This window comes from Gemmobacter fulvus (assembly GCF_018798885.1).
Lineage (GTDB): Bacteria > Pseudomonadota > Alphaproteobacteria > Rhodobacterales > Rhodobacteraceae > Gemmobacter > Gemmobacter fulvus.
Window position 1 is genome coordinate 36,410 of sequence record NZ_CP076361.1, and the last position, 12,529, is coordinate 48,938.

A 12,529-nucleotide genomic window follows, 5' to 3' on the forward strand; every position below is an offset into this window, starting at 1 on the left:
CGCTTATGGCTCGCGGATGATCGCATTGGCGCGCAGCGTGGCGAGGTAAAGGTCGCTCTGCGCTTCGACTTTCTGGTTCAGCAGCCGGTCCCGCACCGCTGCCCGGTTGATCGGCTCTTCGCTCACCGGCATCCGGGCGCAGAGCATCAGCAATTCCCGCGCGCCGCCGACATTGCGTAGCACGCTTTCGCCCGCATCCATGCGCGACAGCGCAAGGCCGATATCCTGCGCAATGGCCGACATCGGTTTTGTTTCGACGATCAGCTGATCTTCGGGCAGGTTCGGCGCGGTGCCATAGAGGTCTTTGCAGGTATCGCTGCGGCTGCGGATCTGCGCCAGCTGGGCATCGGCTTCGGGGGTGGCGGGCAGGCGCAGCCGGGCATATTCCACCTGGATCGCGGCAGGCGCGCTGGTTCTGACCTCTTCCAGCCCACGCAGTTGGAACAGCGCCACCGCACCGGGCAGCGTGACGGGATCAGACACCTTTCCCGGCGCAAGGCCGAGGATCACCGCGCCCAGACCCTGCGGCAGATTGGCCAGCGGCATCATCGGCAGACGCCCGCCCTGTTCACGCGATTGCGCGGCGGAATGGCGGGCCACAGCCGCGGTAAAGCCGGCTTCCGAGCGCACATCGGCCTTGATCTGCTGCGCCAGCGCCATGGCCGCGGCTTCCTGACCGGGCGGGGCGGGAATGATCAGTTCCGACACCGCGACATTCAGCGCCATCTTGCGGGTTTCGGCGGCGATGGCCCGATCCACTTCCAGATCGGTGACTTTGGTCAGCGGCCCGAATTTCGCGCGCACGATCTCGCGCCAGACCAGCCCGGCACTGACGAAATCGCGGAAGGTTTCGGCAGCAACGCCGCCCTGACCCAGCGCCTTGATGAAGTCATCCGCCGACAGATTGGCCCGCGCGGCAAATTCTTCCATGCCCTTGCGCAGATCTTCCTCGGCGGGTTTGATGCCCAGACGTTTGGCCTCTTGCAGGCGCAGCCGATCCTCGATCAGCCCGTCCAGCGCCTCTTTCTCCAGATCGCCCGGGGCCCGCAGCAGCCGCATGAACAGCAGGCGTTGCTGATATTCGTAATGCGTCACCGCCCGGTCATTGATGATGATGCGCGGCGCGAACAGGTTTTCCTGCGCGGCACCCGGCCCGCCAGCGGCGGCGAGGGCAATCAGACTGGCAGTCAGCAGAGGCAGAAAACGGGTCATCGGGCAGTCTCTTCCTTATGGCCTGTGCCAGAGCGGCTGGCGCGGCCCTTGGGCCTTTGGTCTCGCGGTCTTTCTTCCGGTCTCAGCTCCGGCAGCGGCGGGCGGGGCCGGGTTTGGCGCTGCCGCCAAAGCCCAGAAGATCGACCGAGAGGCCGAAATCGGTGGTCGGCTTCACACTAGTCGAGGTCGTGAAGCGGCGCGAGAGGGAAAGATCGACCAGCAGGCATTCGTTGCGGAACTCCAGCCCCACGCCGGCGCGGGTCGCCCGGTCCGCCTCGAAATCATACCGGCCCGACATCTTGCCGGTCCAGGTGTCCGACAGCCCATATCGGCCATCGAAATACAGCTCTTGCGTATCGGCGCTGCGGTTTTCGGCGGCATCCGCCTGCAACCAGACATAAGAGGAACTCAGCCCATAGCGTTCGCGGTTCAGATCCATGCGCAATTCCGCCTTGGAGATCTCGAAATCGCTGTCGACCAGCATCCGGTTGGTCAGCGACAGCCCGCCGGGCATGGTGATCTGCGTCGCGGCCAGCCAATCGGAGTTGATGCCGTCCAGCCCCGAGGCGGCAGTGAATTGCCCTTCATCCGCCGTGCGGTAAACCCGGCCCACCGCCATGGCAAGGCTCCAGCCCGAAGGGGCAAAGCGGGTCCAGCTGAGGCCGATGTTCAGGCGTTTGCCTTCTTCGCGCGCATCGCTGCCGGAAAAGCGGCCCAGCGAGAACAGATTGCCCTCGTCGAATTCCACCAGTGCGGAATCCTCGTTGGGCAGATCGGCGCTGTCCGAGGGGCTGAACACAAGCTGCGCCACCGGCTCGATCACATGGGTCGCGCCGTCGCGGGTCGATCCGGTCCAGGGCCAGCGCAGTTCCAGCGCGCCCGCGCCATGCAGCCGCGTGGTGCTGCCTGCATAGGTGGCATCCTGATGGATCGAATAGATATCGGCCGAAACCTCGCCCATCGCGGCGGCCAGAAGGCCGGGGCCGAACACCCAGTTGCGCCGCCAGTCCAGCCGTAGCGAGGTGCGCGCCACATCGCGGCCATCTGCAATGTCGTCACTGTCGACATCGCTGTCAAACGGGCTGGTCGAGGTGCGGTAATGGCTGTGCGTCTGAAGCCGGAACCCGGCCTCGCCCCCCAAAGGCCCACCTGAAAACCGCCGGTGCCAGGTGAAATCGCCGATCAGCGTCGGCAGGGTGGCGTTGCTTTCCAGCGCGCCGCCCACATCGCGGATCGAGCGGAAGTTGATGAAGCGCCCGGAAATATATTCGTTGCGCCGGGTGCGGGTGATCTCGATCCGGCTGTCGAGCCGGTCCTTGTCGGAAATGCCGTAATCGAGCAGATAGGCCGGATCGCTGACCGCCTCGGCCTGAAAGCTGAGCGTGAAGTCACGCGGCAGGGCAAAATCGCCCTCGGCGCGCAGATAGCCGCGCTGCTCGCCGGGCAGCATCTCGTCGCGCGAGGTGGCGCCGGTGATGGTGATGGCCCCGGTCTGGAACGCCTGCCGATAGCGCAATTCCAGCGTGCGCCCGCCCTTGGTGGTGACATAGGGGGTCACCGTCAGATCGCGGCTGTCGCCCAGCGTGATGAAATAGGGCAGCTTGATCCCGGTGCCGAGGCCGGTGGTGGTGCGGATATCGGGCATCAGCACGCCGGTCGCACGGTCCAGCGTCGGGTCGGGCATGCGCAGGCGCGGAATGTAGAACACCGGCACCCCGGCCATGCGCAGCTGTGCGCTGTCGAAATAGAGCTGGCGCTCCTGCTGGTCGTGCACCACGCGCCGCGCCCGGATTTCCCACAGCGGCGTCGGGTTGATCGAACAGACCTGACAGGAGGAGGCAACTGTGTTGGACAACTGGGTATACCGCCCGCCGACGCGGAACATCTGCTGCGCCGCGATCTGCATCTGCTGGTTCAGCACCATGCGGGCCGAGGTCAGCACCCCTTCGGTCAGATCGGTCGACAGATCCGCCGCATCGGCCAGCACGAAATTGCCGTTTTCATCCGACACGGTGATCGGCCCGGTGATGGCCAGCCGGTCGGTAGCGCGATCATAACGAACGGTGCTGGCGCGCAGGGTCTGGCCGCGATAGCGCACCTCCACACCGCCTTCGGCCACCAGCAGCGTATCGCCGCTGACCGACATGCGATCCGCCAGCAGCGTGGCCATCTCCTGCGCGGGCGCGTTCAGCGGCAGCGTGGTCAGCAGAAGGGCGAACAGAACGGACCGCAGGCGCATCGTTCAGCCATCCTCCAGATGCAGCAAAAGACCCATGGCAAACAGGGCCGCCGCCAGCGGCGGGGCCCAGGCCGCCATCAACACCGGAATCTGCCCATTCTCGCCCAGAACCTGCGCGAAATTGCGCAGAAAGAAGATGGCAAAGCCGCCCAGAATGGCAAACAGCACCAACATGCCGCTGCGCCCGAACCGGGCATGGCGCATGGTAAAGCCCGCCGCGACCAGCACCATCGCCGTCATCAGCAAGGGCAGGGCCAGCTGCATCTGCAACCAGACCTGATGATTGCGCGCCGAAAAGCCCGCCCGCTCCAGCCCGCGGATATAACCGGGCAGATCCCAGACGGGAATGGCCGAGGGGCTGCCGAAACTGTCGCGGATCGCATCGCGCGTCAGATCGGAGGGCAGGCTGCTGATCTCCATCCGCTGCGCCCCGGCTTCGGGGTTGGCACCATCGAGGCTCCAGCGTTTTGCGCCGGTCAGCGCCCAGGCGCCGGGTTGCAGCAGGGCATGTTCCGCCTCGACCCGTTCGCGCGGCAGGCCATCATCATCAAAGGACAGAAAGGTCGCGCCGAACAGTTCCGTGCCATCGGCATTGGCGCGTGCCGCATGGATCACCGTCTGGGATCCATCGCCACCCTGCCTGAGCCACAGCCCTTCTTCCGAAACCGACAGCACCCGTTCCGCCCCTTTCGCATATGTCGCGTAAAGCGCCTCATATTCCTTCGAGGTGGCGGCGACCAGAGGGTTCAGCACCGCGACCGCAATCGCGCCGATGGCCAGCGAGACCGTGACCGGCGTCAGCAGAAAGCGCAGCCCCGAGCGGCCCGCGGCCCGCACCACCACCAGTTCCGACGAGCGTGACAGGCCCAGAAACAGCGCAATCGCCGACAGGATCATGATCAGCGGCAGAATGCGATACAGGCTTTCCGGCACATTCATCGCCGACAGATGCAGCGCCTGCGTCAGCCCCACCCCCTTGCCGGAAAAGCGGCGCAGCTGGTCCAGCATGTCGATCAGCATCAGGATGCCGAAAAACACGAAGAACACCCGCAGGAACATCCACACGAAGCGGCGCGCGATATAAAGGCTCAGGGTCATGCCTTTGCCTCCGTCTGGCGCGGGCGGCGGCGCGGGCGCTGCGATTGCCACAGCATCAGCGCCGACAGCACAAGGCCGAACACGGGGGCCGCATAGACCAGCGGCCAGGCGCGCTCGTCGCGCAGCGACGCGCCGGTGGCCGAGGTGTTGATCAGTTGCACAAGGATGATCAGCAAGACGGCAATGCCGATCTGCCGCCACAGGCCAAAGCGCGAAAACGCGCCCAGAAGCAGCGCGGAAAAGCCGATCAGCGCGGCGGCGGTACCCAGAAACGGCATGGCAAAGCGCGCATGGGCCTCGGAGCGGAAGGTGGCGCGGTCTTGCCCGGTTTCCTGCAACACGGCGGGTTCGGCGGCCAGAAGCTCGCGTGTCGACAGCTCGTCCATGGTGCGTCGTGGCAGGGCAGAGGCGTCGATCAGCCCGCCCAGATCATAGGTGAAATCGGCAAAGCGCGTGACGGCCAGCCGCTCGGCCTCCACCAGACTTTGCACCATGCCGTCGAACATGATCAGCTTCGGCCCGCTGTCGCCGCGCACCAGCAGGGCGCGGCTGGCGGTATAGGTGGCGCGCGATTTCGGGTCGCGGTCATCCGCGATGAACACATCCAGCAATTCGCCGGTTTCGGTCAGATCGCGGATATACAGGGTGATGCCTTCCGACGGGTGCATGAATTCGCCGTCGGACAGATAGCGCGAGGTCACATTCTCGGCAATCTCGGCAGAGCGAGAGGTCAGCGCGGCGCGGCTGGCGGGCACCAGCACATGCATCAGCACCAGCATCATCAGCGCCACGCACAGCCCGAAATACAGCACGGGCCGCGCCAGACGGAACGACGAAAACCCGGTGGCCTGCATCACCACCAGTTCGCTGTCGGCCATCAGGCGGTTGACGCCATAGACCGTGGCCGCAAAGGCCGAGATCGGCAGCACCAGCCGGATCACATTCGGCAGCGTCAGCAGCGAGAATTCCAGAAACACCAGCGCCGACTGGCCATCGCCGATCAGCTGATCAAACAGGCCCACGGCCCGGTTCACCCAATAGATCGCCACCAGCACCAGCGAGAAAAAGCCGAACAGCGCCAGCAAATGCGACAGCAGGTATCTGTCGAATCTCGACACGCCATTCCCTTTCAACCCGGTAATCGGCGCGACGCTAGCCGAAATCCCCGCCGGGGAAAACTGCTATCTGGTCAAGCGCCGCGCCGGGCGTTACCGTCCCGGCGAAAGGCCGCCATGGTGCGCCTGCGCAATTTCACTCAGCCGGAGTTTCCGATGTCGCATCCCGTTCCGATCCAGTTCCAGCCCGTCGATCTTGAGGCGCTGGCCACGGCCACCGGCCGCATCGCCCTGCTGGTGGACGAGGGCGGCAAGCTGGGGGCCGCCGGGCGCAGGCTGGACCGGCTGATGAAGGGCGCGCTGGCGCGGTTTGTCGGCTCTGACGCGTTTTCGGCGCTGAAATCGGGCGAGGCGGCAGATCTGGCCTGGCCCGCCGGGCTGGCCGCCGAGGCGGTGCAGGTGGTCAAGCTTGAGCGCAAGGCCGATGTCGCCGCCGCGCGCAAGGCCGGGGCTGCGGTGGGGCGCGGGCTGTCGAAACTGGCGACGCTGGTGATCTGCGAAGGCCATTCCCGCGCGGCAGAGGTGTCGTTCGGGCTGGCGATGCGCGCCTATGACTTCACCGTCCACAAGACCGCCGAGGCCAAGCTGCCCGGCCCGGTGACGATGATGGTCGCCGCCCCCGAGGCCGTGGCCGCCGAGGCGGCACCGCTGGCCGCACTGGCCGAAGGCGTGTTCTTCACCCGCGATCTGGTGAACGAACCCGCCAATATCCTGACCACCTATGATTTTGCCGCCCGTTTGGCGGCGATGCAGGAACTGGGGCTGGAGGTCGAGATCCTTGAGGAAGAGGAACTGACCAAACTGGGCATGGGTGCTTTGCTCGGTGTGGGGCAGGGCTCTGAAAGCCCCTCCAAGGTCGTGGTGATGCAATGGAAGGGCGGTGTCGAGGGCGAGGCCCCGCTGGCGCTGATCGGCAAGGGTGTGGTGTTCGATACCGGCGGCATTTCCATCAAACCTGCGGGCGGCATGGAAGAAATGACAATGGACATGGGCGGCGCGGGTGTCGTGTCGGGTGTGATGCGCACGCTGGCGATGCGCAAGGCCAAGGCCAATGTGGTGGGTCTGGTCGGGCTGGTGGAAAACATGCCTGATGGCCGCGCCCAACGTCCCGGCGATGTGGTGAAATCCATGAAGGGCGACACGATCGAGGTGATCAACACCGATGCCGAAGGGCGTTTGGTGCTGGCCGATGTGATGTGGTATGCGCAAGAGCGCTTCAACCCGGTCGGCATGATCGACCTTGCCACCCTGACCGGGGCCATCATCGTGGCGCTGGGGCATGAAAACACCGGCGTGTTCTCCAACAATGACACGTTCTGCGACGGCTTCCTGAAAGCCGCCAAGGCCGAGGGCGAGGGCGCGTGGCGGATGCCGATGGGCGAAGCCTATGACGCCAAGCTGAAATCGCGGATTGCCGATATGATGAACATCGGCGGGCGCGATGGCGGCGCGATCACGGCGGCGCAGTTCCTGCAACGCTTCGTCAAGCCGGAAACCCCTTGGATCCATCTGGACATCGCGGGCACGGCGCTGCTGAAATCCGACAGCGCTTTGGCCCCCAAGGGCGCGACCGGATGGGGCGTGATGGCGCTCAACCGGCTGATCAAAGACCGTTACGAGCGCTGATGGCGCTGGTTCTGTTCTATCACCTCACGCGGTCTCCGGCAGAGGAGACCGCCGCCACCCTGCTGCCCCGCGCTCTGGGCGCGGGCTGGCGGGTGATGGTGCGTGGCACCGATCTGGCGCGGCTGGCGCATCTGGACCAGCGGCTTTGGCTGGAGCCGGAGGACGGGTTTCTGCCGCATGGGCTTGAGGGCGGCGCGCAGGATGCCGATCAGCCGATCCTGCTGGGTCTGGGCCCGATTGCCAATCAGGCGCAGGCGCTGATGCTGGTGGATGGTGCGGTGCCGCAGCCTGGCGAGGCGGCGCGGCTGGAGCGCGTCTGGGTGCTGTTCGACGGGCTGGACGAGACGGCGCTGAATGCCGCGCGCGGCCTGTGGAAGGCCGTCACCGCCGAAGGGATCCATGCGCAATACTGGTCGGAAGAGACCGGGCGCTGGCAGATGAAAACCGAAAAGAAGCCGACCTAGCGGCTCAGGATCATGCGATTCTCGGTGATCTCGATCCTATAACGCCGCAGATAATCCATGCCGAGTAACGAGCCGTCCATCACACCGTCATTGACCCAGGCGCTGATCCGGTCATCGGCAAAGTCACCGAGCGTGACATTGTTCAGCGTCACGCGGGCGGTGCGCACCGTGCCATTGGCAGTATTCGCCTCGCCCAGATAGACCAGCGTTTCAGGATTGAAGCCAAGCGTGCGGGCGTCATCCCGGCTCAGCACCACATTGCTGGCGCCGGTATCCACCAGAAAGCGGATGGTGCGGCCATCAATGCCCAGCACCAGATAGAAATGGCCGTCATTCGCACGCGGCACCTCGATCCGGTCGGTACTGACCTGCTGCATCGGCAGAATATCGGTGCGGATGTCCTGCCACAGCCCATAGCCCGCCATCAGCCCGACCACGATCAGACCCCAGGCCAGCGCGGTGCGCAGCGCCTGGCCCATGCGGCCGCGATATTCGGCAATCACCCAGCCGCTGACCGCCGCCAGCAACAGGCCAAGAAAGATCAGGCGGCTGATCTGGTCACCATCCATAGCGGCACCTCCTGCGGGGCAGATAGGGGCTGCGGAGCCATGCCGCAAGCCGGGGGATTACACCAGCCCGGTGCCTTTCACCCCGTCGATCACGAATTGCACCGACAATGCCGCCAGCAACATGCCCAGCAGCCGGGTGATCACGATGGTGCCAGTGCGGCCCAGCAGCTTTTCGATCGGCGGCGCGGCCAGCAGGAACAGGAAGGTCGCCAGCATCATCGCGAACAGCAGGCCCAGCACGGCGCTTGTGCCGGCCCAGCTGCCGCCCGATTGCCCCATCAGCAGGATCATCGTCGCAATCGCGCCGGGCCCGGCGATCAGCGGCGTGGCCAGCGGAAACACCGAAGGGTCATGGTCCGGGTCCGGGTGCTGGCCCTCGCGCCGCTGGGTGCGGCGTTCAAACAGCATGTCGAGCGCGGTCAGGAACAACAGGATGCCGCCCGCAATGCGGAAGGCCGACATGGAAATGCCGATGAAGCCCAGCAGCGCCTCGCCCATCAGGGCAAACAGTGTCAGCAGCACCGTGGCAATCACGCAGGCGCGCCGCGCCATCGCCCGCCTGCGCTCGGTCGTCATGCCGCGGGTCAGCGCGATGAACAGCGGCACAAGGCCCGGCGGGTCGATCACCACGAACAGCGTGGCGAAGGCGGTGATCAGAAAAGCACTGTCGGGCATGTGACCTCGGATGTTGCTGACCCATCATGGCCATGGCCGGGCCATGGCGCAAATGGTTTCAGCCGCCCGCCGCTTCGAGTTTTTCCTGCGCGGCCAGCCACATCGCTTCGGCCCGGTCCAGCCCGTCCATCACCTCGGCGTATTTCTTGTTCCAGGTCTCAAGCTCGCCCTTGCGCGCATCTTCATACAGCGCCGGGTCGGCCAGTTTGGTGGCCAGCTTGTCGCGCATCGCGTTGATCTTGCCCAGACGCTCTTCGCTTTTGCGCACTTCCGAACGCAGCGCGAGGATCTCGTCGCGGCTGGCCTTTTTCGGCTTTTCCACCGGCTTGGCTTCGGCCTTGGCGGGTTCGTCCCCGGCCAGAAGTTCGGCGCGATAGGTTTCCAGATCCTTTTCATAGGGCACCACCGCGCCCCCTTTCACCAGCCACAGCCGGTCGGCCACGAGGCTGAGCAGGTGCATGTCATGGCTGACCAGAACCACGGCACCCGAATATTCGGTCAGCGCCTCGACCAGCGCCTCGCGGCTTTCGATGTCCAGGTGGTTGGTCGGTTCGTCAAGGATCAGCAGATGCGGCGCGTCGATGGTGGCCAGCAGCAGCGACAGCCGGGCCTTCTGACCGCCCGACAGCCGCCCCACCACGGTTTCCGCCTGATCCGCCATCAGGCCAAAGCCCGCAAGCCGCGCACGCAGCCGGGGCTGGCCTTCGGTCGGGCGCAGGCGCTGGATATGTTGCAGCGGGGTTTCGTCGATATGCAGCTCGTCCACCTGATGCTGCGCGAAATAGCCGATGCGCAGCTTGGAATGGCGGGTGATCTGCCCGGCCATCACCTCGAGCTTGCTGGCCAGCAGCTTGGAAAGGGTGGATTTACCCTCGCCATTGCGGCCCAGCAGCGCGATGCGGTCATCCTGATCAATGCGCAGCGACAGGCGTTTCAGGACGGCAGGCCCGCCATAACCAACGGCGGCCCCTTCCATGTTGATGATCGGCGGCGACAGCTCTTCGGGGGCGGGGAAGGTGAACACCTGTTTCTTCGCCTCTTCCGGGGCGGTGATCGGCGTCATCTTCTCCAGCATCTTCACGCGGCTTTGCGCCTGCACGGCCTTGCTGGCCTTGGCCTTGAAGCGGTCGACAAAGCTTTGCAGATGGGCGCGGCGCGCATCCTGCTTCTTGGCCTCGGCCACCAGAACGGCGCGGCGCTCGGCCATCTGCCGGGCGAACTGGTCATAGGGGCCGTTCCAATAGGTCAGCTTTTTCTGATCCAGATGCAGGATGCCCTGCACGGCGCGGTTCAGCAGGCCGCGGTCGTGGCTGATGATCAGCACGGTATGCGGATATTTCTGCAAATAGCTTTCCAGCCAGAGCGCGCCTTCCAGATCGAGATAGTTGGTCGGTTCGTCGAGCAGCAGGTAATCGGGCTGCGCGAACAGCACGCCCGCCAGCGCCACCCGCATCCGCCAGCCGCCCGAAAAATCGGAACAGGGGCGCAATTGCGCTTCGGCATCGAAGCCAAGCCCCTTGAGAATGGCCGAGGCGCGGCCCTCGGCGCTCCAGGCATCAATATCGGCAAGGCGGGTCTGGATCTCGGCAATGCGATGCGCATCCGTCGCGGTTTCCGACTCGGCCAGCAGGGCATTGCGTTCGGTATCTGCCGCCAGCACCGTATCCAGCAGCGAGGTGGATGACGAGGGCACCTCTTGCGCCACACCGCCGATGCGCGCCCGCGCCGGGATCGAGATCTCGCCGCCCTCCAGCGCGATCTCGCCCTTGATCAGGCGGAACAGCGTGGTCTTGCCCGCGCCATTGCGCCCGACAAGACCCACCTTGTGCCCGGTGGGAATTGTGGCCGAAGCCCCTTCAAACAGGGGGCGGCCTTCGACATTATAAGTGATATCTGATATACGCAGCATGGCGGCACGCTTGCCCGAAGCAGCGGGCAGGGTCAACGGGCAACCTGCGGGCAAGCCCGCCGGGCGACATAATCCTGCCCTGGGCCGCGCGGGCGCCTTGCCTGTCACGGCTTTTCAACATCCGCCGCACATGATAGCAGAGCGCCACAGATTCCGGCGCGGGTGCTTTTTCCCGCGCTTTTTGATATGGAGAGCCACATGGCCATCGAACGCACCCTGTCGATCATCAAACCCGACGCGACCAAGCGCAACCTCACCGGCAAGATCAATGCCAAGTTCGAGGAAGCCGGCCTGCGGATCGTCGCGCAAAAGCGCATCCACCTGACGATGGCACAGGCTGGCCAGTTCTATGCCGAGCACAAAGAACGCCCCTTCTACGGCGAACTGTGCGAGTTCATGGCGTCGGAGCCGGTGGTCGTGCAGGTTCTGGAAGGCGAAGGCGCCATCCTGAAAAACCGCGAAGTCATGGGTGCCACCAACCCGGCCAATGCCGCTGAAGGCACGATCCGCAAGGATTTCGCGCTGTCGATGGGCGAAAACTCGGTGCATGGTTCGGACAGCGAAGTGTCGGCTGCGCGCGAGATTGCCTTCTACTTCTCGGGTCTCGAACTGGTCGGCTGATCTATCGGCGGGGCGGCTTCGGCCGTTCCACCACCCCCAGAAAATCAAGGGCCGCTTCCAGATCGGAGCGGCCCTTCTTGCTGCCGACCTGCGCCTTCAGGGCATCGAAGCTGACCCGCAGTGCCTTTTTCTCGGCACCCTGGCAATCATTCCACGGGCGGCCCTGCAATCCCATCACCAGCACATAATAGCCGATGAAATGCGGGGCGGTGCCTGCGCGCAGCAGGGCCAGATAGGCGGCATCCGCGCCAAGCGCACGCACCTCTTCTGCGGAATGGATGCCCGCACGGGCAAAGGCCGCCTCGGAGGCGGGGCCAAGGTTGAGAATCGACGAGACGGGTTCGGGCATGGCAGACCGTTTGAAATGGCAAAGGCCAGCCTAACGGCTGGCCCGGTGCAATTTCAACCCGCGCTGTGGCGGGGCAAGCATGTCTGAGTCAGATCGAGGCCCAGTCCCTGAACAGCGGTTGGCTGCCCTGTTGCGGCGCGGTTGGCGCGCTTTGGCCCTGCTGCTGCGACGGCGTGCTGGTGCCGCCCTGCTGGGCTTGCGATTGCGGTTGGGTGGTGGCCATGGGTCTGCTCCGGTTCACTGGCTCGAGATAGGTCGTCCACGTCATCGGGCGATATTTATCCACAGGATGACGCTTTCAGAACCAGATACGTCGGCAAACCGCTGGCGGCAAGCCGGGCTGACAGAAAACCGTTACAAAACTGCGTAAATTTTACGCGATTTGATAACTCTGCCACAGTGGCGGGTCAGGACCGGCATCAATCCGCCGCTTTTGTCACCGGCGTCGCGGGAAAGCCGATGCCGTCCAATGTGCTCATCAGCAATGCAGCCGAGGCAGGGCCTTCGATGGTGGCCTGACGGGCGGCGGCATCGAACAGAATCGCGGTCACACCGGGCAGCGGGCGCAGGGCGGCTTCGATGGAAGCGCGGCAATGGCCGCAGCTCATGTCGGGGATGGACAGGGTGGTCATGGCGGGCTCCTGAACTGTGT

At 64.9% G+C, this 12,529-nt stretch carries 13 protein-coding genes; 3 read left to right on the top strand and 10 right to left on the bottom strand.

Annotated features, from left to right (window positions below; translation table 11 throughout):
• Nucleotides 1–3: 3 nt before the first annotated feature.
• The 4 genes from KM031_RS00165 to lptF form a co-directional block, all read right to left on the bottom strand.
• Entirely contained in the window at nt 4–1,212 is a 1,209-nt protein-coding gene (locus KM031_RS00165; protein ID WP_215504367.1) for a peptidylprolyl isomerase, read from the bottom strand.
• Nucleotides 1,213–1,294: 82 nt separating this feature from the next.
• Nucleotides 1,295–3,451 carry an LPS-assembly protein LptD gene (locus KM031_RS00170; RefSeq protein ID WP_215504366.1) on the bottom strand — a complete coding sequence of 719 codons (2,157 nt, stop codon included), beginning with the start codon at nt 3,449–3,451 and terminating at the stop codon, nt 1,295–1,297.
• A gap of 3 nt (nt 3,452–3,454) precedes the next feature.
• Entirely contained in the window at nt 3,455–4,549 is a 1,095-nt protein-coding gene (lptG, locus tag KM031_RS00175; protein WP_215504365.1) for an LPS export ABC transporter permease LptG, read from the bottom strand.
• Nucleotides 4,546–5,667, bottom strand: a complete 1,122-nt coding sequence (gene lptF, locus KM031_RS00180; RefSeq protein ID WP_215504364.1) for an LPS export ABC transporter permease LptF — start codon at nt 5,665–5,667, stop codon at nt 4,546–4,548. The genes lptG and lptF overlap by 4 nt, the downstream gene beginning before the upstream one ends.
• A gap of 153 nt (nt 5,668–5,820) precedes the next feature.
• On the opposite strand from lptF, the gene KM031_RS00185 reads away from it, so the two are divergent.
• The gene (locus KM031_RS00185; RefSeq protein WP_215504363.1) at nt 5,821–7,290 is read left to right on the top strand and encodes a leucyl aminopeptidase; all 1,470 of its coding nucleotides are present in this window, start codon (nt 5,821–5,823) and stop codon (nt 7,288–7,290) included.
• The gene (locus KM031_RS00190; protein ID WP_215504362.1) at nt 7,290–7,754 is read left to right on the top strand and encodes a DNA polymerase III subunit chi; all 465 of its coding nucleotides are present in this window, start codon (nt 7,290–7,292) and stop codon (nt 7,752–7,754) included. Before KM031_RS00185 ends, KM031_RS00190 begins: the two co-directional genes overlap by 1 nt.
• On the opposite strand, the gene KM031_RS00195 is transcribed toward KM031_RS00190, so the two are convergent.
• Genes KM031_RS00195 through KM031_RS00205 form a run of 3 tightly spaced genes read right to left on the bottom strand, consistent with a single transcriptional unit; the run spans nt 7,751 to nt 10,907 of the window.
• Complete coding sequence (locus tag KM031_RS00195) at nt 7,751–8,323, bottom strand: retropepsin-like aspartic protease family protein (RefSeq protein ID WP_215504361.1); 573 nt, start codon at nt 8,321–8,323, stop codon at nt 7,751–7,753. The genes KM031_RS00190 and KM031_RS00195 overlap by 4 nt on opposite strands.
• 57 nt (nt 8,324–8,380) lie before the next feature.
• Nucleotides 8,381–8,998 (bottom strand): MarC family protein, encoded by a 618-nt coding sequence (locus KM031_RS00200; protein ID WP_215504360.1) that lies wholly within the window; start codon nt 8,996–8,998, stop codon nt 8,381–8,383.
• A 58-nt stretch (nt 8,999–9,056) separates the two neighbouring features.
• Nucleotides 9,057–10,907, bottom strand: a complete 1,851-nt coding sequence (locus KM031_RS00205) for an ABC-F family ATP-binding cassette domain-containing protein (RefSeq protein ID WP_215504359.1) — start codon at nt 10,905–10,907, stop codon at nt 9,057–9,059.
• Nucleotides 10,908–11,105: 198 nt separating this feature from the next.
• Here KM031_RS00205 and ndk point away from each other — a divergent pair, with 198 nt between their 5' ends.
• Complete coding sequence (gene ndk / locus KM031_RS00210) at nt 11,106–11,528, top strand: nucleoside-diphosphate kinase (protein ID WP_215504358.1); 423 nt, start codon at nt 11,106–11,108, stop codon at nt 11,526–11,528.
• Nucleotide 11,529: 1 nt separating this feature from the next.
• Here the strand turns inward: ndk and KM031_RS00215 are convergent, their stop codons facing one another.
• The 3 genes from KM031_RS00215 to KM031_RS00225 all read right to left on the bottom strand — a co-directional run bounded on the left by KM031_RS00215 (nt 11,530) and on the right by KM031_RS00225 (nt 12,509).
• The gene (locus tag KM031_RS00215) at nt 11,530–11,877 is read right to left on the bottom strand and encodes a TfoX/Sxy family protein (protein WP_215504357.1); all 348 of its coding nucleotides are present in this window, start codon (nt 11,875–11,877) and stop codon (nt 11,530–11,532) included.
• A gap of 88 nt (nt 11,878–11,965) precedes the next feature.
• Nucleotides 11,966–12,100 carry a hypothetical protein gene (locus tag KM031_RS00220; RefSeq protein ID WP_260692016.1) on the bottom strand — a complete coding sequence of 45 codons (135 nt, stop codon included), beginning with the start codon at nt 12,098–12,100 and terminating at the stop codon, nt 11,966–11,968.
• Between the two features lie 196 nt (nt 12,101–12,296).
• Entirely contained in the window at nt 12,297–12,509 is a 213-nt protein-coding gene (locus KM031_RS00225; RefSeq protein ID WP_215504356.1) for a heavy-metal-associated domain-containing protein, read from the bottom strand.
• Between the last annotated feature and the right edge of the window lie 20 nt (nt 12,510–12,529).